Source organism: Shewanella japonica, assembly GCF_002075795.1.
GTDB lineage: Bacteria > Pseudomonadota > Gammaproteobacteria > Enterobacterales > Shewanellaceae > Shewanella > Shewanella japonica.
Genome location: NZ_CP020472.1, coordinates 1,915,769 through 1,938,432, shown reverse-complemented (window position 1 = coordinate 1,938,432; position 22,664 = coordinate 1,915,769). Strand labels below are relative to the sequence as shown.

The 22,664-nt window shown below is 40.3% G+C and carries 19 protein-coding genes and 1 pseudogene; 4 read left to right on the top strand and 16 right to left on the bottom strand.

The genetic code is table 11. The annotated features are described in order from the left end of the window. Positions 1-8: 8 nt before the first annotated feature. The 6 genes from SJ2017_RS08310 to SJ2017_RS08285 all read right to left on the bottom strand — a co-directional run bounded on the left by SJ2017_RS08310 (position 9) and on the right by SJ2017_RS08285 (position 8,197). Positions 9-899: a DMT family transporter gene (locus SJ2017_RS08310; RefSeq protein ID WP_244899789.1), complete on the bottom strand. Its 891-nt coding sequence runs from the start codon at positions 897-899 to the stop codon at positions 9-11. A 337-nt stretch (positions 900-1,236) separates the two neighbouring features. After that, positions 1,237-2,454, bottom strand: a complete 1,218-nt coding sequence (prpF, locus tag SJ2017_RS08305) for a 2-methylaconitate cis-trans isomerase PrpF (RefSeq protein ID WP_080915460.1) — start codon at positions 2,452-2,454, stop codon at positions 1,237-1,239. A gap of 112 nt (positions 2,455-2,566) precedes the next feature. Continuing rightward, positions 2,567-5,179: a Fe/S-dependent 2-methylisocitrate dehydratase AcnD gene (gene acnD / locus SJ2017_RS08300; RefSeq protein ID WP_080915459.1), complete on the bottom strand. Its 2,613-nt coding sequence runs from the start codon at positions 5,177-5,179 to the stop codon at positions 2,567-2,569. A 111-nt stretch (positions 5,180-5,290) separates the two neighbouring features. After that, positions 5,291-6,415, bottom strand: coding sequence for a bifunctional 2-methylcitrate synthase/citrate synthase (prpC, locus tag SJ2017_RS08295; protein ID WP_065108344.1), 1,125 nt, complete (start codon positions 6,413-6,415; stop codon positions 5,291-5,293). Positions 6,416-6,576: 161 nt separating this feature from the next. Then, positions 6,577-7,455 carry a methylisocitrate lyase gene (gene prpB, locus SJ2017_RS08290; protein ID WP_080915458.1) on the bottom strand — a complete coding sequence of 293 codons (879 nt, stop codon included), beginning with the start codon at positions 7,453-7,455 and terminating at the stop codon, positions 6,577-6,579. Positions 7,456-7,519: 64 nt separating this feature from the next. After that, the gene (locus SJ2017_RS08285) at positions 7,520-8,197 is read right to left on the bottom strand and encodes a GntR family transcriptional regulator (RefSeq protein ID WP_080915457.1); all 678 of its coding nucleotides are present in this window, start codon (positions 8,195-8,197) and stop codon (positions 7,520-7,522) included. A 246-nt stretch (positions 8,198-8,443) separates the two neighbouring features. On the opposite strand from SJ2017_RS08285, the gene SJ2017_RS08280 reads away from it, so the two are divergent. Together SJ2017_RS08280 and SJ2017_RS08275 are read left to right on the top strand one after the other, a co-directional pair. Further along, positions 8,444-9,529 (top strand): acyltransferase family protein, encoded by a 1,086-nt coding sequence (locus SJ2017_RS08280; RefSeq protein WP_080915456.1) that lies wholly within the window; start codon positions 8,444-8,446, stop codon positions 9,527-9,529. 223 nt (positions 9,530-9,752) lie between these two features. Then, complete coding sequence (locus tag SJ2017_RS08275; protein WP_080915455.1) at positions 9,753-10,775, top strand: D-alanine--D-alanine ligase; 1,023 nt, start codon at positions 9,753-9,755, stop codon at positions 10,773-10,775. A 12-nt stretch (positions 10,776-10,787) separates the two neighbouring features. On the opposite strand, the gene SJ2017_RS08270 is transcribed toward SJ2017_RS08275, so the two are convergent. After that, positions 10,788-11,093, bottom strand: a complete 306-nt coding sequence (locus SJ2017_RS08270; protein ID WP_055023836.1) for a hypothetical protein — start codon at positions 11,091-11,093, stop codon at positions 10,788-10,790. Positions 11,094-11,537: 444 nt separating this feature from the next. Here SJ2017_RS08270 and SJ2017_RS08265 point away from each other — a divergent pair, with 444 nt between their 5' ends. Further along, positions 11,538-11,939: a hypothetical protein gene (locus SJ2017_RS08265; protein WP_080915454.1), complete on the top strand. Its 402-nt coding sequence runs from the start codon at positions 11,538-11,540 to the stop codon at positions 11,937-11,939. 26 nt (positions 11,940-11,965) lie between these two features. Here the strand turns inward: SJ2017_RS08265 and SJ2017_RS08260 are convergent, their stop codons facing one another. The 9 genes from SJ2017_RS08260 to SJ2017_RS08220 all read right to left on the bottom strand — a co-directional run bounded on the left by SJ2017_RS08260 (position 11,966) and on the right by SJ2017_RS08220 (position 21,330). Further along, positions 11,966-12,691 (bottom strand): substrate-binding periplasmic protein, encoded by a 726-nt coding sequence (locus SJ2017_RS08260; protein ID WP_065108349.1) that lies wholly within the window; start codon positions 12,689-12,691, stop codon positions 11,966-11,968. After that, complete coding sequence (locus SJ2017_RS08255) at positions 12,681-14,525, bottom strand: ABC transporter substrate-binding protein (RefSeq protein WP_156003193.1); 1,845 nt, start codon at positions 14,523-14,525, stop codon at positions 12,681-12,683. Before SJ2017_RS08255 ends, SJ2017_RS08260 begins: the two co-directional genes overlap by 11 nt. 170 nt (positions 14,526-14,695) lie before the next feature. Then, positions 14,696-15,295 (bottom strand): cytochrome c3 family protein, encoded by a 600-nt coding sequence (locus tag SJ2017_RS08250; RefSeq protein WP_055023840.1) that lies wholly within the window; start codon positions 15,293-15,295, stop codon positions 14,696-14,698. An 8-nt stretch (positions 15,296-15,303) separates the two neighbouring features. Then, on the bottom strand, positions 15,304-15,780 hold the full coding sequence (locus SJ2017_RS08245) for a nitrate reductase cytochrome c-type subunit (RefSeq protein WP_055023841.1): 477 nt from the start codon (positions 15,778-15,780) through the stop codon (positions 15,304-15,306). An 11-nt stretch (positions 15,781-15,791) separates the two neighbouring features. Next, on the bottom strand, positions 15,792-18,281 hold the full coding sequence (gene napA / locus SJ2017_RS08240) for a nitrate reductase catalytic subunit NapA (protein WP_055023932.1): 2,490 nt from the start codon (positions 18,279-18,281) through the stop codon (positions 15,792-15,794). Positions 18,282-18,283: 2 nt separating this feature from the next. Beyond that, complete coding sequence (locus tag SJ2017_RS08235) at positions 18,284-18,544, bottom strand: chaperone NapD (protein ID WP_055023842.1); 261 nt, start codon at positions 18,542-18,544, stop codon at positions 18,284-18,286. 40 nt (positions 18,545-18,584) lie between these two features. Further along, positions 18,585-18,743, bottom strand: coding sequence for a periplasmic nitrate reductase, NapE protein (locus SJ2017_RS08230; RefSeq protein ID WP_055023843.1), 159 nt, complete (start codon positions 18,741-18,743; stop codon positions 18,585-18,587). A gap of 456 nt (positions 18,744-19,199) precedes the next feature. Beyond that, positions 19,200-20,129, bottom strand: coding sequence for a class I SAM-dependent methyltransferase (locus tag SJ2017_RS08225; protein ID WP_080915453.1), 930 nt, complete (start codon positions 20,127-20,129; stop codon positions 19,200-19,202). Positions 20,130-20,226: 97 nt separating this feature from the next. Then, positions 20,227-21,330, bottom strand: a complete 1,104-nt coding sequence (locus SJ2017_RS08220) for an AI-2E family transporter (RefSeq protein ID WP_080915452.1) — start codon at positions 21,328-21,330, stop codon at positions 20,227-20,229. Positions 21,331-21,752: 422 nt separating this feature from the next. Between SJ2017_RS08220 and SJ2017_RS08215 the strand changes: the two are divergent. Next, a pseudogene (locus SJ2017_RS08215) lies at positions 21,753-22,659 on the top strand (TIGR01777 family oxidoreductase). Positions 22,660-22,664 lie beyond the last annotated feature (5 nt).

Here is a 22,664-nt window from a genome sequence, read left to right as displayed (position 1 = left end):
GATTGTGGTTACCTTGTCTCGTTTGTGGTTTTAGTTGCTGCATTTATTGAATAGTATCGACCTATTACCACTGTCAAAATGCCACCTAACACCACTAAAGATGAAATCATTAGACGATAAGTTATCGGCTCTGCCACAAATATCACCCCGCCTATTGCAGCAATTATCGGCACAGATAATTGGATCACTGCAGCTTGGGTAGCACTTAACCCCTTTAGCGCAATATACCAAATACTGTAACCTACCGCTGAAGTTAACCCACCAGCTATGGCAGCCAATATTATCCCCTGATAAGTAAAATGTAAGCTATCAAAGGCCACGATGATTAGCACTAAAACCAAAGGTAATGTGCGAGCAAAGTTATAAGCTGTATCCATAATTGGCGCTTGAGAATGTCGCCCTTTAAGGGTGTAAACTCCCCATGCAACACCTGACAGAGTCATCAAAATAAAGCCATTAAATGACGGTGAGCTGACGTCAGGTAACACAAGATAAATTAACCCTGAAAACGCCATCAAAATACCAACCCACTCGGCAAGATATAAACGTGTACCGAATAAAAGCGATATGGCTATCATCGTTAATTGCACTGAACCAAAAAGTATTAGGGCGCCAGTGCCAGTATCCACAGTGATGTACGCATACGAAAAGGTCACTGCATAAATGAATAACATAATACTGGCAAACCAACTGCCCGAAACTGGTTTAACGACCTTTAACAGATTAATTGATTGCCTATGACGGAGTGATTTAACACTAACAATGATTAACAGCACTAAAGCCCCAGTAATCAGTCTTACTGCGGTAAAGCTTGCTGCATCTATCGCCTCTTCAGCTAAGGCCAATCGACTTAAAACAGAGTTAGCCGCAAAGGCAATGATTGCTAGCACAGTTAACAAACAAGTCTTTAAAAGAGAATCGGCAGCTTTAGACGTCGATGAGCGTAAAGTTGACTGAGAAATAGCAAACACCTTCAATCGTAAGTTATTTTGTATAGATACTTATCATATAAATTAGAATATATAGATAAGATTATCCGCATTAGTTTTAGCTATATTTCACCTATAGTAAAAGCACTAATAAATATTATTTAGATGACTTTAATAGATTAAAGCGCTTTCTCCATCACGATGTAATGTGCCATGCTTAAAATAGGTATTAAAAAGGCTTACAACAGATACCGTTATAAGCCTTTTATTGAGTATGAAGTCCACCATAAAGCCAAAAAGCGTGGCGCTAAAAACTATCACCTGGTATGCGTACCCAACCTTCCATTAACACCCGTGCACTTCGGCTCATACTGGCTTTATCAACTTGCCAGTTCCCATTATCTTCACTGGCTTGTGCACCAACTTTTAACGTACCTGAAGGATGACCAAAGACCACTGACGTTCGCGGTTTCCCGCCAGCAGCTAAATTAACCAATGTACCTTCCACTGCCGCCGCGGTACCGATTGCAACAGCAGCGGTGCCCATCATCGCATGGTGCAATTTCCCCATAGATAATGCCCTTACCTGCAGATCAATATCCGCTGCACTGATTGCTTTTCCGCTAGACGACGTGTAATCGCTAGGTGGAGATACAAAGGCTATTTTAGGCGTATGTTGTCTTGCTTGAGCCTCATCTATATGGTCAATCAAGCCCATTTTTACTGCGCCATGGGCACGAAGCATTTCGAAAAAAGCGAGCGCCCCTTCATCATTGTTTATCTCATCTTGTAGCTCATTGCCGACATAACCGATATCAGCAGCATTAACAAAAATGGTAGGAATACCAGCATTGATCATCGTTGCCTTAATGGATGAATTAGCAGATGAGATTTCTTTAGCACTAAACTCAGCAATTGATTGTGGCAAAACTAATTCATCAACGACATTCCCAGTTGGAAACATTGCTGCATCTGCATCAGCTGGGGCAAGAAAGTCCACCAAGACTTCAGCAGCCGGAAACGTCACACCGTCAAGCTCAAAGTCGCCAGTCTCTTGTACTTCACCGTTAACCATAGGTACATGGGCGATGATGGTTTTACTGATATTAGCCTGCCATATTCTCACCACGGCAATACCGTTTTGAGGTATACGACTCTTATCAACCAAACCATTAGAAATGGCGAATGATCCAACGGCTGCGGTTAAGTTTCCGCAGTTACCGCTCCAATCAACAAAGGGTTTATCAATGGCAACTTGGCCAAATAAGTAATCAACATCATGATCAGCTTGCTCACTCTTAGACAAGATAACCGTTTTACTGGTACTGGATGTTGCGCCGCCCATACCATCAGTTTGCTTGCCGTAAGGATCTGGACTGCCGATGACTCGCAGTAATAAGTTATCGCGGGCTTGACCTGCAACTTGAGCCTCTTGGGGTAAATCAGTAAGGTTAAAGAAAACACCTTTACTGGTCCCCCCGCGCATGTAAGTTGCCGGAATTTTAATTTGTGCAATAGTAGACATCTTTTATCCTAAGATGAATTAGCTGAAATAAAGCAAACGTTAATCAGTTAATGCTTTAATCAGCTAATGTTTAAGCTATATGTCAACACTAAGAGGTAGTGACATGTTAGCGTTAATGAGTTGCCTCTAAGAAGTCCTTAGCAAAGCGTTGTAATATCCCGCCCGCCTCGTAAATAGACACTTCTTCAGCCGTATCTAAACGACACTTCACAGCAACAGTCACTTGCTCACCATTGGCACGTGTGATGATGAGTTCAAGCGCAGCGCCAGGAGTTCGCTCACCAACAACATCATAGGTTTCAGTGCCATCAATGTGATAAGTATGACGATTGTCACCTTGGGTGAATTCAAGTGGTAATACACCCATGCCCACTAAGTTAGTGCGATGAATACGCTCAAACCCTTCAGCAACAATAACTTCAACTCCAGCAAGGCGCACACCTTTTGCCGCCCAGTCACGACTAGACCCTTGGCCGTAATCAGCGCCAGCAATAATAATCAACGGCTGTTTACGATCCATATAGGTTTCAATTGCTTCCCACATGCGAGTCTCTTGTCCTTCAGGTTCAATACGAGCCAGTGAGCCCTGCTTAACCACAGGCTTGCCATCTTTGCCTATTGTCGTCACCATTTCGTTAAATAATTTAGGGTTAGCAAAGGTGGCACGCTGTGCAGTAAGGTGATCCCCTCGATGCGTTGCATAAGAGTTAAAGTCAACTTCAGGTAGGCCCATTTTAGCAAGGTATGCACCTGCAGCACTGTCGAGCATAATGGCATTTGAAGGTGATAAATGGTCAGTTGTGATGTTATCCCCAAGTACTGCTAATGGCCGCATTCCTTTCATGGTGCGCTCACCTGCTAATGCCCCTTCCCAATAGGGAGGACGACGAATATAAGTACTTTGTGGGCGCCAATCATATTGCGGATCAATTTTTGCTGAGCCTGTGCCATATTCAACTTTGACATCAAACATTGGCTCATAGACTTGACGGAACTGTTCAGGTTTAACACTTTTAGCAATAACCTCATCAATTTCAGCATCTGAAGGCCATAAATCTTTCAGGCGAATATCATTACCTGCGCTGTCTTTTCCTAGCACATCTTTCTCAATATCAAACCGGATTGTCCCAGCAATAGCATAAGCAACAACGAGCGGCGGCGATGCCAAAAACGCTTGTTTTGCATAGGGATGAATACGGCCATCAAAGTTGCGGTTACCAGATAATACGGCTGTTGCGTATAGGTCTCGGTCAATCACTTCTTGCTGGATAACAGGGTCAAGTGCGCCACTCATGCCGTTACAAGTTGTACAAGCAAAACCCACAATACCAAAACCAAGCGCTTCAAGTTCTGGCAACAAATTGGCATCTTCAAGGTAGAGTTGCACCGCTTTCGAGCCTGGAGCTAATGATGTTTTCACCCAAGGTTTACGCGTTAGCCCTTTCGCATTGGCGTTGCGAGCAAGTAAGCCTGCTGCAATCACATTACGAGGGTTAGACGTATTAGTACAGCTGGTAATAGCTGCAATAATACAAGCGCCATCAGGCATTAAACCCGCTTCATTTTCGACTTCGCCACTGATACCTTTTGCAGCAAGATCTGTCGTTGAGACTCGGCGGTGAGGGTTTGAAGGCCCAGCGATATTACGCCCGACTGTCGAAATATCAAATTTCAGAACCCGTTCATATTCAGCATGTTTAAGTGAATCAGCCCATAAGCCATTGGCTTTTGCATATGTTTCAACCAGTTCAACTTGCTCTGCGTCACGACCAGTTAATCTAAGATAGTCGAGCGTTTTATCGTCGATATAGAACATCGCGGCTGTCGCGCCAAACTCAGGCGTCATGTTTGAAATAGTCGCGCGATCACCTAGTGTGAGATTTTCAGCGCCTTCACCATAAAACTCAAGGTAAGTAGAGACCACTTTTTGTTCACGTAAAAACTCAGTAATTGCCAGCACAATGTCAGTTGCGGTAATACCGGGTTGGCGCTCGCCAATAAGCTCGACACCCACAATATCAGGTAGACGCATATAAGATGGACGCCCCAGCATCACGCTTTCAGCTTCTAAGCCACCGACACCAATAGCAATAACACCTAATGCATCAACATGCGGTGTATGACTATCAGTCCCAACAAGTGTATCCGGAAAAGCAACGCCTTCACGGGATTGCACAACTGGTGACATTTTTTCAAGGTTAATTTGATGCATAATGCCGTTACCTGGCTGAATAACATCAATATTTTCAAAGGCCGTTTTGGTCCAGTTAATAAAGTGGAATCGATCGTCATTACGTCGATCTTCAATAGCACGATTTTTCTCAAAAGCATCTTTTTCAAAACCTGCATGCTCGACAGCCAAAGAGTGATCCACAATAAGCTGCGTTGGCACAACAGGGTTTAATTTGGATGGGTCTCCACCCTTTTCAGCAATTGCATCGCGTAGTCCTGCTAAATCCACTAATGCAGTTTGACCTAAAATATCATGACAAACTACACGCGCAGGATACCAAGGAAAATCTAAATCGCGCTTGCGTTCAATAATTTGTTTAAGTGAATCTGTTAAGGTTTCAGGAGAGCAGCGTCTTACTAAATTTTCAGCATAAACGCGTGATGAGTAAGGTAGTTTTGCAAAAGCACCAGGGGAAATAGCATCTACCGCAGCTTGAGTATCAAAATAATCTAGTTGGGTGCCTGCAAGGTTTTTTCTGTATAAGGTATTCATGTTAGCTTCCATGATCCACGCACTATGGCGTTAGCTGGAACAAAGTAAAAAGGTTAACGTGTCGCATAAATCAAAAGTGCTGACAAAGGACAACACGTTAACCTTCCACCATTATCTTTGTGCAATCGGTGTTACAGTGCGAGGTTCTGAACCAGTATAATCAGCACTTGGGCGAATAATACGGTTATTTGAACGTTGCTCCATCACATGTGCAGCCCAGCCTGTTAGGCGTGAACAAACAAAGATTGGCGTGAATAACTTCGTTGGGATCCCCATGAAGTGATAAGCTGAAGCGTGGAAGAAATCTGCATTACAAAAAAGCTTTTTGGTGTCCCACATGAACTCTTCACAGGCAACAGAAATATCATATAAGCTAGTATCACCAAATTCATGGGCTAACTTTTCTGACCACGCTTTAATGATGACATTACGTGGATCCGACGTGCGGTAAATCGCATGGCCAAAGCCCATTATTTTTTCTTTACGTTCAAGCATGCCAGCCATTTGTGTTTTAGCATCTTCTGGCGAAGTGAACTTTTGGATCATATCCATTGCAGCTTCATTTGCTCCACCATGCAGTGGACCACGTAAAGTACCAATTGCACCTGTGATACACGAGAACATATCTGATAATGTTGACGCACAAACACGTGCTGTGAAAGTTGATGCATTAAACTCATGCTCTGCATAAAGAATTAACGACACGTCCATCACTTTACGGTGCTGCTCCGAAGGTGTCTCGCCACGTAATAACTTTAAGAAGTGACCGCCAATTGAATCTTCATCAGTGACACAGTCAATCTCAACGCCTTCATGGCTGAATTTGTACCAATAGCACATGATTGCAGGAAAGGCTGCTAACAAGCGATTTGCAGCAGTGTTTTGCTGGCTAAAGTCAGCTTCCGGTTCAAGATTACCAAGGAATGAACAGCCTGTACGCATAACATCCATTGGGTGTGCATCGGCTGGAATACGCTGCAATACTTCTTTTAACGCCTGTGGTAAATCACGCTGTTCCATTAACGCCGCTTTGTAACTTGCTAATTGATCTACCGTAGGTAATTCACCGTTAAAAAGTAAATATGCGACTTCCTCAAAAGTGGCATTTTCAGATAAATCAGCAACATCGTAACCGCAATAAGTCAACCCTGAACCAGATTTACCTACGGTGCATAATGCTGTTTCACCTGCGCTTTGGCCACGAAGTCCTGCGCCACTTAATTTCTTGTCTACCATAATGATGTCCTATTCTTTTATGTTTTTAATTGTTATCTGTAGGGGCTAAGCCGCTTTGTCTAATTTATCTATTTACCAGAAACTTACTTTGTTCCAAAACAAGATCTGTATACTTTTCAAGCAAACCTTGCGTTCTGACAGGTCAAGATAAACGGGTAAAATTACTTGTTTTTACCTTCAGCAAATAAGCTATCTAACTTTTGCTCGTAATCGTGATAACCCAAGTAATCGTATAAATCCATACGAGTCTGCATCGTGTCGACAACCGCTTTCTGATCGCCATCAGTCAAAATAACGCTATAAACTGTTTCAGCTGCTTTATTCATCGCTCTGAATGCACTTAATGGATAAAGCACCATGTCTGCGCCCCATTCGCCTAATTGCTCTTTATTCCACAGTTCTGTTTGGCCAAATTCAGTAATATTGGCCAAAATAGGCACATCTAGTGCTTCAGAAAAAGCACGATAATGCGCTTCGGTCTTAACCGCTTCAGCAAAAATACCGTCCGCGCCTGCTGCTACATAAGCCTTTGCGCGTTCAATCGCCGCCTCTAATCCCTCTTGGGCAAACGAGTCTGTGCGTGCCATGATGAAAAAATCTGGGTCGGTTCTAGCATCGACTGCCGCCTTGATTCGGTCGACCATTTCTTCAGTTGATACAATCTCTTTATTTGGACGATGACCACAGCGCTTTTGAGCCACTTGGTCTTCCATATGCACGGCTGCAGCGCCAGCTTTCTCCATATCACGGATAGTTTTCGCAATATTAAATGCACCACCCCATCCCGTATCGATGTCGACCATTAAAGGTAAATCACACGCAGAGGTGATTCGTTGTACGTCAACTATCACATCATTTAATGATGTCATGCCTAAATCCGGTAAACCGTATGATGCATTAGCAACCCCGCCACCAGATAGGTAAATAGCCTGATGACCAATTTGTTTTGCCATCATGGCAGCATAAGCATTAATGGTACCGACGATTTGTAATGGTTTATTGTCAACTAAAGCTTGACGGAACTTTTTACCAGCACTCATGATTTCCCTCTCTATTGTTATTGTTTGTACTTGAGCTGTATTAGCCCACAAATATTGATACTTTCTAGCGATTGTTTTGCTTGTCGTTATCGAGCTTATTTTCGATATTGGCTTTTGAATACATAATGTGTCGGCGCATCAGCATTTCAGCTAATTCTTCATCACGGTTGCCAATGGCTTTAACGATATGTTTATGCTCATCAAATGCTGTTGTCACCCGTGGCCCAGCCATGCCTAATTGCACTCGATACATACGAATAAGGTGGTACATACCATCAATCAGTACTGAAATAAGATGCTTGTTTTTGCTACCTAGAATGATGCGATAGTGGAAATCCACGTCTCCCGCTTCTTGGTAATAAGACTCGCCTGATTGAACTTCGTCGAAATGATGATTTAGTAAACCATTCAAGTCGGCAATTTCTGCGTCAGTCATGTTTTTTGCGGCAAGTCTTGCAGCCATTCCTTCAAGCGATTCACGAACTTGATACAGTTCAAGTAATCCTTCTGGCGACAACGCAACAACTCGAGCCCCTACATTGGCTTTTCGTTCAACCAAATGACATGACTCTAAGCGATTAATCGCTTCACGAATGACAGCTCGGCTTACTTGATAGTTTGTCGACAATTCTGTTTCACTCAGCTTTGAGCCTGCAGCAATTTCACCTTCAACAATATCCTTTCTTAATTCAAAAAAAGTTTTGTCCGCTGCGGTAATGGGGTGTTCGTTGAAAAATGTCATCGTTACTCTACTGTCAAATTACGACCAATTGTCGACAATATAGTCTCATTTGATTATAAACTCAATATAAAACCCATATATTGTCGACAAAGGTCTAACGTTAACGTCAATTAATCAGTACATTTTGTTGTTAGAAAAAGTCACTTCAAACAGAATGGGAAAGCATGTTGTCATTTATTAACAATATAAGCACAATAGGAATACAATCGAGGGCGATAGTTAATTACAATAATATCAAGGCTTAATATGGAAACTAATGCTGCAACACCTAAGGTTAACCCTGCGGAGAAAAAAGGCTTTTTAAACAGCATTAATCATTTTCGCGGGATTGCGATTATTTTTATTGTGATGGCACATTGTTACCGCCCCGCTGGTTGGCAATTAGAGACTTTAGCGGATAAAGCATGGTTCAACTTAATGATGAATGGCACAGTCTTTTTTGTCTTTATCTCAGGCTTTTTGTTTCATCACGTGTTTTACCATCGCTGGGACTATAAAAAATACATGAAGAGCAAGACCAAGTTTGTATTTGTTCCTTATCTACTTTTATCTTTACCTTGGATTATTTGGCACATAACTGCAGGAACAGATCCTGCTTTGCATGTTTTATATGCCGATATAGACAAACCTGCCGTAGCTGCAAGTTGGTACGTTATAACAGGCAGAACGTTAACTGCTTATTGGTATATCCCTATGGGAATGATGCTATTTGCGCTTTCACCTTGGGTGATGCATTTGATTAAACGTCAGCATTTGTTAATCGTCGCGATTCCCCTCTTTATTATTGCGATGATTATTCATCGACCCGAATCCAACCTTAATGCAATTCAGTCGTTGTTTTACTTTTTACCTGTATATCTGTTTGGTGTTTGGGGATCGGCACACCGAGATAAGCTATTTCCATTTATCGATAAATACTGGTTAGTGATGTTGGTAATAGCCATCTTGCTTGCTGTCGGTCAAGCCTACTGGTTTGGCGCTGGGGTATTAAATAAAGCTGCGTTTGAGTTCACTGTGCCGGACTTAATGTTGCCGCAAAAAATACTACTTACTTTGGTCATTTTGGCGATTTTAAATAAATTTGAACATATCAGTATTAAGCCACTGCAAAAACTCGCCGAAGTTAGTTTTGCGATTTACTTTATTCACCCTTGGCTCACAACACCTTGGTGGATGATTTACGAAAGTCCCGACTTATTTGGTTTTAATGGACAAGGAAACATTCTCACAACATTGATTGTGACCATGGGAGTTATCTTCATTTCTTATTTTATTGCTGTTGCCCTTAAAAAGGTGCTCAGCAAAAAAAGTCGTTATTTAATTGGATGGTAATGCTATATAAACCAACACTAATCACTTAAAAACATAAAGCCTTATTCACAGTAATAAGGCTTTTTTTATGTAAATTTGCTTAACGTATTAGTTTGATTAAAAATTAATAATGCTTATTGATGAATAGATAAGCAGTTACCGCAAACCTTTCTTGCGTTGAACCTTGCCAGTTCATTATCATGAACCTATTAAACTGGTAACGACTTTTTCTTCACGAGGCATTATGACGACTTTTAACGTTCTCCTTATTTGCGGTGGTGGCAGCGCTGAACATGATGTATCTGTGCTATCGGCTAACTTTTTTGAATCGTCATTATTGCAATCTAATAAAATCAATCTGCTAAGAGTTGAGTTAGATAGCAACGGTCATTATTTTGATAGTGAAGGTAATAGTTGTGAATTAACTAATCGGCGTGAAGTACGATTTGATAATGATGTCAAAACGCCATGGACAGTGGATTACGTCATTCCTTGTATTCATGGTTTCCCTGGTGAAACTGGCGATATTCAATCTTATTTTAACTTAATTCAATTACCTTACTTTGGTTGTGAGTCAGAAGCATCGAGTAATTGTTTTAATAAAATCACCGCCAAAATGTGGTTTAGTGCACTGGGCATCCCGAACACGCCTTACATTTTTTTGAATGACTATAATCAATCAGCTATTGAGCAAACCCAAGCAGCACTATCTAAATGGGGCTCAGTGTTTGTAAAAGCAGCTTCCCAAGGCTCATCTGTTGGGTGCTACAAAGTCGATAGCCAAGAGCAAATAGCACAAGTGTTAAAAGATGCATTTAGTTTTGCACCTTCAGTTGTGGTTGAAAAAACCATCATAGCGCGCGAGTTAGAAGTCGCAGTATATGAATATCTAGGTAAAGTCATCGCCACGTTACCAGGCGAAATTATTTGCGCCGACAATACTTTTTATACTTTCGATGAAAAATACAATGCTTCAAGCAAAGCTCGAACTGATGTAGTTGCAGGAAATTTATCACAACAAAATATCGATAAGATCAGAGAATACGCCTTAAAAGCATTTACAGGTATGAAGTTACGTCATTTGTCGAGAATTGACTTCTTCTTAACTGATGACGGTGAAATTTTATTAAATGAAATTAATACCTTCCCTGGTTCTACACCCATCTCAATGTTTCCAAAAATGATGCAAAATCATGGTGAAAATTTTACCGACTATCTCGTTGATAATATTGAAACGCAGTTAACATCTCTTAATACCATTCGTTAATTTGATTAACTGTTACCGGGACATATTAATCGAAATAATATTGGAGAATGTTTGCTGTTGGCCAGCATTTTCCAATTCATCGCGCCATGGGTTCTCTTGAACTTTCACCATGTAAAAATGTTCTCTATAGGTATCAGTCACAAAGGCGATGCCATGCTGCATTAACTCATAATGTATATCGTGAACAAACACCAAAGAAAAATTTTGTCTCCCAGTTAATTGATTAATATCTTCACGGGTTAAACTCACCCCTGTTTCCAACTGCTCAAATTGTAATTTAAGCCAATTAGCAAAGTCTTTAGAACTTACCATCGACATAGTCACCTCCAAACAAAGCCCAAATATATTTCAGCGGATATCTCATCCGTTGAGAGCTAGCTGAATAGTCAAAGTATAGTTTGTTATGGAAATGTTGTTTTGAAAGCAGACATTTTATAGACTAAAAGGACATGAGAGTAATACTTTAGTGCTCAATTATTACAAGTTCAGTGACACTACGCTTAATGGGTTAATGACGAAATGTTCAACCAATTCATCCAATATCCCATAGTTAGTTATTAATAATAGACCTTTAGCAATTTCAAATTTTGTAATTGTTGGCCTTACTCCTGCGTCAATTATCACATTATTGTCAAATTAATGACTAAATAACTTGATTTAAACGTACTGTAATAAGATTATTGAGGTTGCTACTTTAGTAGTAAAATTTTCACATTCAAAGCATATTATTAAACATAAGATTACATTAATAGGAATAAACAAATGCTCAAACAACTCTGTGTGATTATGTTGTTGGCTCTAGCAGGATGCAGCTCTAATAACCATTTCAGTGATATCGCAACTTCTAATGTCGCTGGACAATACTTCAACGATGATGGTTTCGGCAACCAAACTAACCTGATTTTACATGATAATGGTCGCTACGAATCTACTATAGAAGGAGTGGCTGGAGTTACAAGTTATTCACAAGGAACTTGGTCAAACATAGGTAATAAGATTTCTTTTTCACCAGAAAGTAATTCAGATAAATTAAAGTTATCCATACAACCTATGGAAGTTGTTGAACAAAACCATGAGCTATTACTAGTACCTGTTAGAAAAGTTAACCTTCATCAGCAATTAATGGCAAACTTTGGAAAATCTACATATACATATAATCGCTAAAACTTTAAAATATTGTATTAGCCTACCTACAAGGAAGCACCGTAGGCTTCATTAATCCTCACCATAAAACCATCTTGATACATTGAATTCAGTGCCTCAACTAATGCATCATGCTTTGACTCTTCTAACTCTCGATTACACGCCATAGCTCTCAGTGCAGTATAAAAAATCAATTCAGGCTCACCCAATTGCACTTTAGATTGATCCATAATGGTTTTGGCACTAATGATTTCAGATGCCCAAAGTTGAATCCTATCTCTTTGTAGCTTTTTAATATTGAGATTATCATCGTTGGTCAGCTGTACTTGATATTCAAAAGACGTTAAGTATTCTCCAATCCCACTTCCTAAAAAGGTGCCAATTGAATAGGATTTTGCATCTTGTAAGGTAATTAATGGTAAGGATTTATCCTTGGCACTAAACAAACCGTAACGTGAAATTAATATTGGTCCTACCCAGCGAAACTCACTCTCTCTTTGCTGGGTTCTATCAATGGGTAACACACAAACACCTTGGCTGCGTGACGTCATGGTCAATCCTCTTTTCAAAGGATTAAAAATAATCTTATAGTCAATATCTGCCCGAGAGAATAATTCATCAATGATTTCTATAATCATACCTTTATGAGTAGTATCGGTTTGCTCTGCATAAGGTAAGTGTTGATAGGTATAAATGGTAATCTCTTCTGCCTCGACCCATTTAGGAAAACAGAACAATAATGAAAGTAAAACCCATGTTTTTCTACCAAACATTGATTGCCTCCTCAAACGGTAAGGTTTTACCTTTTACTGACGTTTCCTTGACTGGTTTCGGGGAGCCTGTTTGATTTAGCCAGAAAGAAGGTGAAACTTTAGGGTTCACTTTAGGACCACATGTCATCTTGCTTGATTGGAGCTTAATAAGATGCTCATCAATTTTTTCAGCTAAGTTATTCATGCCTTGGGCAACGCTGACTTCGCCCGTCAAAATGTGGCTTACGGCTTGCCACCAGTAACCTGCCATCCCAGGATAATCAGGTACATTGGTTCCCGTTGGAGTCCACACATTGCGTGCTTGACTGCGATAAAACTCAACGAGCCCGCCTAAATACTTTGCCTTATCAGTCATATAATCAGAATCAATATCTGATTGACGGATTGGTGTTGACCCAACAATTGTTTTTCTTAATGATACCGTTTTAGATACAACAAATTGCGCATATAACCACGCCGCGAGTTGTTGCTCTTTTGGTGTATGATTTAAAAATGTCCAAGCTCCGGTATCTTGATAACCAGACTTCATACCTTGTTGCCAATACTGCCCTACCGGTGATGGTGCAACTCGCCATTTGGGCGTGCCATCTTGATTCATCACAGGTAAACCAGCTTGGGTGAAATCAGATACAAATGCGGTGTACCAAAATATTTGTTGAGCAATATTGCCTTTTGCCGCCCAATCTCCAGATTCTGAAAACGTCAATTGCTGCGCTTCAGGTGGTGCATACTCTATTAACCAATCTTTGTATTTTTCGACCGCATAAATAGCTGCTGGGCTATTTAGGGCGCCACCTCGTTCAATACTTGCACCAACTGGATGGCAATCTTCAACTCTGATCCCCCACTCATCCACAGGTAATCCATTAGGCAGGCCTTTATCACCCACCCCTGCCATAGAAAGCCACGCATCCGACATACGCCAACCTAGAGATGGATCTGATTTACCGTAATCCATGTGGCCATAAACCTTCACTCCATCAATAGAATGAATATCATGGGTAAAAAAATTAGCAATATCTTCATAGGCCTGCCAATTTTGTGGAACACCCAATTTATAACCGTATTTGGATTCGAATAATGCTTGATAAGTTGGATCTGCAAACCAGTCACTGCGGTACCAATATAAGTTGGCAAACTGCTGATCTGGTAATTGATAAATTTTACCATCAGGGCCTGTGGTAAATGCCAGCCCAATGAAATCATTCAGTGCAAGAGTCGGCAGAGTATACTTCGCAGCGTGATCGTTCATTAATTCAGTAACAGACTTAATATTTTGCTGTCGGAAATGACTACCAATTAAATCACTGTCACTAATATAGGCATCATACAGACGCTGACCAGTCATTAGCTGAGCAGATAGCTTCTTAATCACATCATCTTCATTAGTTAACTCATGGATGACATGAATACCCGTAATGTCATAAAACGCTTTTGCTAATACGTTAGATTCATATTGATGAGTTTTAATACGTTCTGAGATGACACGTATTGTCTTGCCCTTAAACGGCGCAGCAGTATCTCTAAACCACAATAATTCTCGTTTTTGCTGTTCGATTGATAATGTTGATGGTTGAAACTCAGATTCGAGCCAAGTGAGAGATTTAAAGTTCAGCGTATCATTTGCAACATGACTACTGGCAGTATTGCTTGTTAGCTCAGATAAGTCAGTCTGAAGTTGAACAGGGGTAACAGGTTTTTCTTCTGTCCCCTCAATTAACGCTAATAGGTTTACTTGAGGCTCAGCATACAAAGGGGTAATTGACATCAGAGCTAATAAACCAAACAGGCTAATTAACCATTTAAAGGAGGATAGAGAAATGTTTCTTTGCATGCTTCCTCTTCAGTTATTGATGTCAAAAATAGAAGGTGTGATTAACGACAACTACGACTGCAATTACAACTGAATCATTAATATATTTAATATACGTTAACCAAATAAAAAGGCCAGCATATGCTGACCTTTATTAGTGAATTTAATGATTTATTCAAATCAAATAATCATTAAAACCCTTCAACTCCAGCCATGTCAGGCAATTGGTGAGCAATCCCTTTATGACAATCAATACAGGTTTTTTCACCACTGGCTAATGACGTTGAATGCATTGCTGACGCACGCTTAGACTGACGAGTAAAGTCCATATAATCAAAGTTATGACAGTTACGACACTCTAGTGAATCGTTAGCTTTTAAACGGTCCCATTCATGCTCAGCTAGCTCTCTGCGCTTAGCTTCAAATTTTTCCCGAGTGTTTATCGTACCAAAAACTTTACCCCAAACTTCCTTAGAAGCCTGCATTTTACGGGCAATTTTATCCGTCCAGTTATGAGGGACGTGACAGTCAGGGCAAGTCGCACGTACACCACTACGGTTAGTGAAATGAATGGTTGTTTTCAACTCTTCATAGACGTTATTCTCCATTTCATGGCAGCTAATACAGAAAGCTTCAGTATTTGATACCGATAACGCCGTATTAAAACCACCCCAGAAAATAACACCAGCAACGAAGCCACCAAGAGTCAGAAAACCAAGACTATAGTGTACACTTGGACGGCGAATAACCTTCCAAATCACTTTAAGATTTTCTAGTAGTTTTGCAATCATACTTGCTCCTAGTGCTCGTTCTTAGCAGCGTTTTTCATTAAATGTTTTACATCAATGAAATCATTTTCTACCAATAACTTGGCATCTAATTGCGATACATGACACTGGGTACAGTAGTAACGACGAGGCGATAAAGATGCCAAGAAGTTATTTTCTCTATCCATGTAATGCGTCACACTCACCATAGGTGCTTGGGAATGTCCTGTGCTATTTCTAGCATGACATTGCATACATTTGTTGACCTTCAAATCAATCTGGTAACCGTCAATACGATGTGGAATGATCGGAGGTTGCATTGGGTAATTACGCACCTGCTTAACATCAGAGTTAATCACCTTCTGCATAGCAGGAGGCGTTGGCTCAACATCAATTGGGGCAAGGCGCAAAGTAGCAACTTTATCTTCTGGTATTGGTGCAGTTTCAGCTAATGAGCTAAAAGAAAGACCCAACAAGACAATTACTGATAAAACGTTACGTGTTTTCATGGTCATTCTCCTTAAGCTTTGACAATCTTAACCGCACATTTCTTAAAGTCTGTTTGCTTTGACAATGGATCTGTCGCATCAAGCGTTACTTTATTAATGAGCTGGCTAGCATCAAACCAAGGAACAAACACTAAGCCCATTGGTGGCTTATTACGACCTCTGGTTTCAACACGAGTCTTAATCTCACCGCGGCGAGAAATCACTTTAACTTCATCACCTCGACGTAACCCACGCTTCTTAGCATCATCAGGGTGCATAAAACACACTGCATCAGGGAATGCTTTGTAAAGTTCAGGGACACGCTGAGTCATAGAGCCTGAATGCCAATGCTCTAGAACACGACCGGTCGATAGCCAAATATCAAACTCTTCATCTGGCATCTCTGGTGCGGGCTCATAAGGTAATGCAAAGATAATGGCTTTGCCATCAGGCTTACCATAAAACTCGAACCCTTTACCTGCCTTAACATAGGGATCCGCACCTTCACGATAACGCCATTTGGTTTCTTTGCCGTCAACAACAGGCCAACGTAAACCATGCTCTTCGTGATAACGATCAAAGTCAGCTAAATCATGTCCATGACCACGACCAAATTCAGCGTATTCTTCAAACAAGCCTTTTTGAACATAAAAACCAAAATGTTTTGCTTCATTGTTCATGTATTTAGGATCGGTATCGCTTAATGGGAACTTCTCAACATTGCCATTTTGGAACAAGACTTCGAACAATGTTTTACCCTTATATTGAGGGTTAGCAGCAAGCACGTCTTTTGACCATACTTCATCAGTCGTAAAGCGTTTTGAGAACTCCATTAACTGCCATAAGTCAGACATGGACTCACCTGGTGCTTGTACCATTTGATGCCAAAACTGAGTACGTCGTTCAGCGTTACCGTAAGCACCTTCTTTTTCAACCCACATCGCTGAAGGCAATATCAAATCAGCAGCTTGGGTTGTCACAGTTGGATAAGCATCCGATACAACGATGAAGTTTTCAGGATTACGATAACCTGGTAGCCCTTCCTCGTTCATGTTGGCTGCGGCCTGCATGTTGTTGTTCACTTGCACCCAGTAGCAATTTAAATCACCATCTTTAAGACGACGATTTTGCTCAACTGCGTGATAACCAGGTTTAGGCGGAATAATCCCGCTCGGAATATTCCAAATGTCTTCAGCAAGTTTACGATGCTTAGGATTTGTGACCACCATGTCAGCAGGTAAACGATGTGAGAAAGTACCTACTTCACGTGCTGTACCACACGCAGAAGGTTGACCAGTCAACGAGAAAGGACTGTTACCTGGGGTTGAAATTTTTCCGACCAGTAAGTGAATATTGTAGATTAAGTTATTACACCACACACCACGAGTATGTTGGTTAAAGCCCATGGTCCAGAATGATGTAACCTTCTTTTTAGGATCGGCATACAACTCGGCAAGCTCAATCAACTTGTGCTCGGGCACACCGGATAGCTTACTGACACTTTCAACATCATAATCTGCAACAAACTTAGCAAACTCTGCAAAATCAATTGGAGTTGAATCACCTGCAGTATCGACGTTTTTAGCTTTCTTTTGCAGTGGATGAGATGCACGTAGACCATAACCAATATCCGTTTCACCTTTACGGAAATTAACGTGTTTATTGATAAAGTCTTGGTTCACTTTGCCGTTTTGAATAATGTAATTAGCAACAAAGTTAAGAATGGCCAAATCGGTTTGCGGAGTAAACACAATAGGCAAATCAGCTAAATCAAATGATCTATGCTCAAAGGTAGATAGAACAGCAACTTTCACATGGGGAGCGCTTAGACGTCTATCTGTCACACGAGTCCAGAGAATAGGATGCATCTCAGCCATGTTTGAGCCCCATAATACGAATGCATCAGCCGCTTCCATATCATCGTAACACCCCATTGGTTCATCAATACCAAAGGTACGCATGAAACCACCTACAGCTGATGCCATACAGTGACGCGCATTCGGGTCAATATTGTTTGAGCCAAAGCCAGCTTTCATAAGCTTAACTGCTGCGTAACCTTCCCAAACTGTCCACTGACCGGAACCGAACATGCCCACAGCGGTTGGCCCTTTAGCTTTAATGGTCTTTTTCCATTTTTCAGCCATGGTATCGAAAGCGGTATCCCAGCTTACTGGTGTGAACTCGCCATTCTTATCATATTGACCATTTGTCATACGCAGCATTGGAGTCTGCAGACGATCGCGGCCATACATAATTTTCGATAAGAAATAACCTTTAATACAGTTTAAGCCACGGTTAACTTCACTTTTAGCATCACCATGAGTAGCAACCACCTTACCGTCTCTAGTAGCAACAATGACTGAACAGCCCGTACCACAAAAACGACATGGCGCTTTATTCCACTCTAACTTTGTTTGCTCAGAACTCGTTATTAAATTACTTGCTGTCGCAGGTAAAGCCATTCCAGCAACGCCAGCAGCGGCAATCGCGGCATTGGCTTTCATAAACTCACGTCTGTTCATACTCATTCTTCACCCTCTTCTAGCTCTTCGCTTTGGTGATAAACCATAGTGGCACTTAACACACCAGGGATTGCGTTAATGGTCGAGATATCATCCATTAAAGAACGCTGAGTCGGCCCTTCAATTACCACGACAATTTTCATCTCATTGTTTACTGACAATTCAGCATTTTCCATCGCCATAATTTTTTGGCGAACTTCAGCCATTTGCTCTGGTTGAACTTGCACAATCAAACTGGTTACATGGATTTCTTTTTTGCTCATTAGCACTCATTCTCTATTATTTTTTGTTATTAATTAAAGACTAACCGGCACCTGGCGGGCCTGAAAGGATTTGACTAAACCAAATGGTAAAGCCAAGTGCACTGACTAAAAGTGCCGATAAAATAGGCGCTAAAAAAACCGTTAGGAAAATAAAGATTTTCAACTCTAAGCTTTTTTCGCTTTGTGGATCTGTACTCATGGAGCCTCCAGCAGAGGTTTCAAATGAAAGATATGTAACCTAGTTGTTACTGATCATGATTCGGAAGAATTTTATCTTTAATCAATGACTAAACTATATACTCACAAATTGGTAAAACGAATTTAAGTTGATCTAGATCATAAAATTCACCAAACATTGACCTGCATAGGTTTATATTGACCAAAATAATTAAACGGAAAGATGATGTTAGCGTTGTTAAATGCCAGTTTACGTTTTACACATTGTTTAGCACTTTAGTATATATAGCTGCTACACATAAAGTTATCAACTTGTTAATAGCATTTCGATGTAATTAAAATGACAGGTGAAAGGCATGCAGATAATGATATTTACATCACGTAAAAAAGATTTGAAGGTGCTTTAATCAGCATAAATGAATACAAAAGAGTCAATGACAACTGAATGAATATTCAATTGTCATTAATCAAAGTCCGTTTACACTAATTTATAGCGTAAAACTTTAAGGGATTTTTGCTCATCAATATCAGCAAAAATAGTCGGGTTATCTAGACGCTCGATAAATTGTAATGAAGGCGCCGTTTCAGTTACTTGCTCCATTAAAAAATCGCATCCTAATTCAGGCGCATTCAAACAAAGCAATACTTCGCCGTTTTTGGCTAGCAGTTCAGGTAAACGGCGTAAAAGCCTTACATAATCTTTAGTTGCTACAAAACTGCCTTTTTGATTACTTGGCGGATCTGCAATAATTAAATCATAAGGGCCTAATTTAGTCAGTTTTCCCCACGATCTAAAAATGTCATGACCCAAGTAACGTGCCCCCGAATCAAAACCATTCAATAAATGATTCTGTTTACCAATACTTAAAGCACCTTTACTCATGTCCATATTAACAACGTCAGTCGCTCCCCCCTGTAAAGCCACAACAGAAAAAGCACAAGTATATGCAAATAAATTCAATACTTTTTTATCTTTACTTTGTGTCTTTACCCAGCGTCGTCCGTTAGCCATATCAAGGAAGATTCCGTGATTTTGGCCTCTTAATAAATGTACTAAAAATTGAGCACCATTTTCAGTGACAACATGTTTTTCTGGCACTTTACCTGCGACAACTTCCGTTATCGTTTGGCCAGCGTTGCGATATTGAAATACTAAATTAAACGCAAGATCACTATGGTATTTCTGCCATACCAGAGTAATGTATTCAATTAGCTCATTACGGTTAGTTTCATTTAACTCTTTAAAGCTAGTTAACAATAAAACAGGATTAAACCAATCTAAGCATAAGTGCTCTAGACCTTCAAAACGGCCACCTCTGCCGTGAAAAATACGGCATAACTCATCACTGAGTTGCGCTTGTGCTAACGCTTGAGTAAGCGGAAAGTCTTCTACTGAATTTATCTTCATTATCACTATTAATTTCTTTTACTGTATTTAGATGCAACACGTATAATTCGCATACGCATTGCCTTTAAAGTCCGGTCTCTACCTCAAAAGTAAGCCTTTATGCTTTATCAATTGGCTCGGATGTAAGCTTATCTGATGAGTCAATATCAATTTGCGGCTGATTATCTTCGTCTGAATCAACATCGGATAATAAAATAGCAAACCATTTGCCACTTTCACTCGACTCAAGTGCGATTTTTACAATCATGGTCAGTGGAACGGACAGCAACATACCGACTGAGCCTAATAGCCACCCCCAGAATATCAATGACAAGAAAACCACTAAAGTTGATAAGCCTAAACCACGCCCCATAAAGCGAGGTTCAACCACATTACCCATAACGGTATTCGTGCCCAAATATAATAAAGCTGTCATCCCAGCAGCACCTGGGCCGATTTGGATAAAGGCGAGTAACACTGCAGGAATAGCAGCAATGATTGAGCCGATATTTGGAATGTAATTTAATAGAAAAGCCAGCACTGCCCACAATAACGCGTAATCAACGCCGATAATGCTTAAACCAATACCGACAATAATACCGGTGCCAATACTGACTAAGGTTTTGATGACCATATACTGATTAACTGAATGCAGGAACTTATCAATCTGTTTTAAGCGCATATCAGGATCATCAACTGCTAAATGAAACTTCTTCGGTAATGATTGAGCTTCAAACAACATAAAGATAACAGTCAAAATAATTAAGAATAAGTTAGCCATAACATTACCAAGCCCTGACAGCATATTCGTGGTCATGCTTAATGCCATACCTGGATCAAAATACTCCAGCACTTTATCTTTTGAAATATTGATATTTAACGCATTAAGTTTTTCAAGTACCCATGAAAACTGCTCAATAAGTTGTTGACGGTACATTGGCATTTGATTTGAGAATTCATTTATCGAACTGCCGACTAAGCTGGCTAACCACAACCCCATTAATACAATAAATATCATTAATAAAATGACCGAAAGCCATTTAGGCACTTTATATTGCGTCATAAAGTTGATAGCTGGATTACAAATTACCGCTAAAAATGCCGACAGTACAAACGGAACCACAATAGGACTAGCTGTTTTTATGCCTGCTAAAATGACCACGAGGCAAGCCATAACAGCAAAGCCGCGCAATGCCATTGATGAAGAGTTACCGCCACTCATAATGTAAATCCTTTCTATTGTCAGTATTGATGGTGAAGTTGGATCATCAGTTTGCTGCGCTACAAAAACGACTAAACATGAAAATAATGCTTAGTTCCATCTCGTTCAAAATCAATAACACAGCTTAATTGAATAAGGTTTAACCAGTAAACTGGCTTAATTATAATTACTTAGCATTATACTCATTATGCTTTATCAGGATATGAATAAATGAAAGCTAATTAATCCAATGGATAAAAATAGATTATCAAACTCAAGCTGTACCAAAGCTAAATATTCAATGAAAATATGTTTGATCTAGGAGCTTGATAAAGTCGTAAATATCTATGAGGTCTGCTTTTTTTGCGCTAAATTAACTATAGCCTGAATAACAGATTAGTTAACTATCAATGTAAATCTACACGACAAGTAATGGTGAGTATATGAACATATTAATGACTGGAGCAACAGGGTTTGTTGGGCAACAATTAGTAAAACTATTGAGCCAAAGTTCTGAATCCCATCAGTTCACCATTATTACCCGAAACAGTCAAAATGCTAAAAACATATTAGGCAACAACCACCAATACCTTAATAACCTAGACAGCCTTCAACATCTAAATGAATTTGATTGTGTTATTAATCTTGCCGGTGAGCCCATTGTCGGTAAGCGTTGGAGCCACCAGCAAAAACAAAAAATTTGTAATAGTCGCTGGAATATTACCGCTAAACTAAGTCATCTCATTAAACAAAGTGATACGCCACCAGAATGTTTCATTAGTGCATCAGCAATTGGCTATTATGGCAGGCAAGATTCAACGGCTGTTGATGAGCATAGCAAAGCTCACGACGAGTTTAGTCACCAAGTGTGCAATGAATGGGAACATTTAGCCTTACAAGCACAATCTGAATCAACTCGAGTTTGTGTACTTAGAATAGGTATCGTCTTGGGCAAAAACGGGGGGGGCCTTAGCCAAAATGCTACCGCCATTTAAACTTGGGCTGGGGGGGCCAATTGGTAAAGGAGTACATGGTGTAAGCTGGATCCATATCGATGACTTAACCGCACTGATATGGCATTTAATGTCGACGAAATCAGCCAAAGGGGTGTTTAATGCCACTGCACCAAATCCTATAAGCCATAAACAATTTGCACGCTCTATCGGTCAGAGCTTAGGCAGACCCGCAATAATCCCAACACCGGTTTTGGCTTTAAGATTAGCCATGGGTGAAATGGCAGACTTAATTGTTGAAGGCCAATTTGTGATACCCAAAAGGACATTAGAAAGTGGTTTTCATTATCAGTACCCTGATATTAACCCTGCTTTAGATTCCATCCTTAAAACATAATCCTT

What these genes read in the sequence shown, in the direction of transcription:
- prpF (WP_080915460.1), bottom strand. Translation starts at nt 2,454, where the DNA reads ATGTCTACTATTGCACAAATTAAAATTCCGGCAACTTACATGCGCGGG.
- acnD (WP_080915459.1), bottom strand. Translation starts at nt 5,179, where the DNA reads ATGAATACCTTATACAGAAAAAACCTTGCAGGCACCCAACTAGATTAT.
- prpC (WP_065108344.1), bottom strand. Translation starts at nt 6,415, where the DNA reads ATGGTAGACAAGAAATTAAGTGGCGCAGGACTTCGTGGCCAAAGCGCA.
- prpB (WP_080915458.1), bottom strand. Translation starts at nt 7,455, where the DNA reads ATGAGTGCTGGTAAAAAGTTCCGTCAAGCTTTAGTTGACAATAAACCA.
- SJ2017_RS08285 (WP_080915457.1), bottom strand. Translation starts at nt 8,197, where the DNA reads ATGACATTTTTCAACGAACACCCCATTACCGCAGCGGACAAAACTTTT.
- SJ2017_RS08280 (WP_080915456.1), top strand. Translation starts at nt 8,444, where the DNA reads ATGGAAACTAATGCTGCAACACCTAAGGTTAACCCTGCGGAGAAAAAA.
- SJ2017_RS08275 (WP_080915455.1), top strand. Translation starts at nt 9,753, where the DNA reads ATGACGACTTTTAACGTTCTCCTTATTTGCGGTGGTGGCAGCGCTGAA.
- SJ2017_RS08270 (WP_055023836.1), bottom strand. Translation starts at nt 11,093, where the DNA reads ATGTCGATGGTAAGTTCTAAAGACTTTGCTAATTGGCTTAAATTACAA.
- SJ2017_RS08265 (WP_080915454.1), top strand. Translation starts at nt 11,538, where the DNA reads ATGCTCAAACAACTCTGTGTGATTATGTTGTTGGCTCTAGCAGGATGC.
- SJ2017_RS08260 (WP_065108349.1), bottom strand. Translation starts at nt 12,691, where the DNA reads ATGTTTGGTAGAAAAACATGGGTTTTACTTTCATTATTGTTCTGTTTT.
- SJ2017_RS08255 (WP_156003193.1), bottom strand. Translation starts at nt 14,525, where the DNA reads ATGCAAAGAAACATTTCTCTATCCTCCTTTAAATGGTTAATTAGCCTG.
- SJ2017_RS08250 (WP_055023840.1), bottom strand. Translation starts at nt 15,295, where the DNA reads ATGATTGCAAAACTACTAGAAAATCTTAAAGTGATTTGGAAGGTTATT.
- SJ2017_RS08245 (WP_055023841.1), bottom strand. Translation starts at nt 15,780, where the DNA reads ATGAAAACACGTAACGTTTTATCAGTAATTGTCTTGTTGGGTCTTTCT.
- napA (WP_055023932.1), bottom strand. Translation starts at nt 18,281, where the DNA reads ATGAACAGACGTGAGTTTATGAAAGCCAATGCCGCGATTGCCGCTGCT.
- SJ2017_RS08235 (WP_055023842.1), bottom strand. Translation starts at nt 18,544, where the DNA reads ATGAGCAAAAAAGAAATCCATGTAACCAGTTTGATTGTGCAAGTTCAA.
- SJ2017_RS08230 (WP_055023843.1), bottom strand. Translation starts at nt 18,743, where the DNA reads ATGAGTACAGATCCACAAAGCGAAAAAAGCTTAGAGTTGAAAATCTTT.
- SJ2017_RS08225 (WP_080915453.1), bottom strand. Translation starts at nt 20,129, where the DNA reads ATGAAGATAAATTCAGTAGAAGACTTTCCGCTTACTCAAGCGTTAGCA.
- SJ2017_RS08220 (WP_080915452.1), bottom strand. Translation starts at nt 21,330, where the DNA reads ATGAGTGGCGGTAACTCTTCATCAATGGCATTGCGCGGCTTTGCTGTT.